Source organism: Motilimonas pumila, from assembly GCF_003596335.1.
Taxonomy (GTDB): Bacteria; Pseudomonadota; Gammaproteobacteria; order Enterobacterales; family CBDFNC01; genus Motilimonas; species Motilimonas pumila.
In genome coordinates this window covers 1-553 of sequence record NZ_QZCH01000164.1, presented here as the reverse complement: position 1 = coordinate 553, position 553 = coordinate 1, and the positions used below count along the sequence as shown (strand labels likewise).

Sequence of the window (553 nt, the reverse complement as noted above, 5' to 3'; positions counted from 1 at the left end):
TGATCCATGCGGCTCGCCCCTCTCCTCCTCCTGCTCGCTCTCGCCGCCTGCGGCCGCGGCGGATCCGATGACGCGCAAGGTGGCTTGAGCGCAGGCGAGTCCCGCCAGCTCGACGCGGCGGCGGCCGCGATCGACGTGAATGCCAGCCAGTCCAACGGAGCGGTGGAATGATCAGGCGGGAACTGGGCACGAGCGGCATCGAGACGCCGCCGCTGATCCTGGGCGGCAACGTCTTCGGCTGGACCGCCGACCGGGCGATCAGCTTCGCGGTGCTCGATCGCTTCGCCGAAGCCGGCGGCGCGCTGATCGACACCGCCGACGTCTATTCGGCCTGGGTCCCCGGGCAGCGCGGCGGCGAATCCGCGGCGATCATCGGCGAATGGCTCCGCACCTCGGGCAAGCACGGCAAGGTGAAGGTCGCGACCAAGGTCGGCATGCTCGACGGCGAGGGCGGCTACACGGTGTTCGGAAAATTGTTCCCGGCCCGCGACTCGGTCGCCCGCGGCAACCTGCCGCTGGGCCTGGCGCACGACCTGAAGCTGGTGCGGCCCGT

Annotated in this window: 1 protein-coding gene; it reads left to right on the top strand. The window is 70.9% G+C overall.

Annotation, left to right across the window (positions count from 1 at the left end):
• Positions 1–167: 167 nt before the first annotated feature.
• On the top strand, positions 168–553 hold a 386-nt coding region (locus D1Z90_RS21045; RefSeq protein ID WP_198419294.1), incomplete at its 3' end, for an aldo/keto reductase.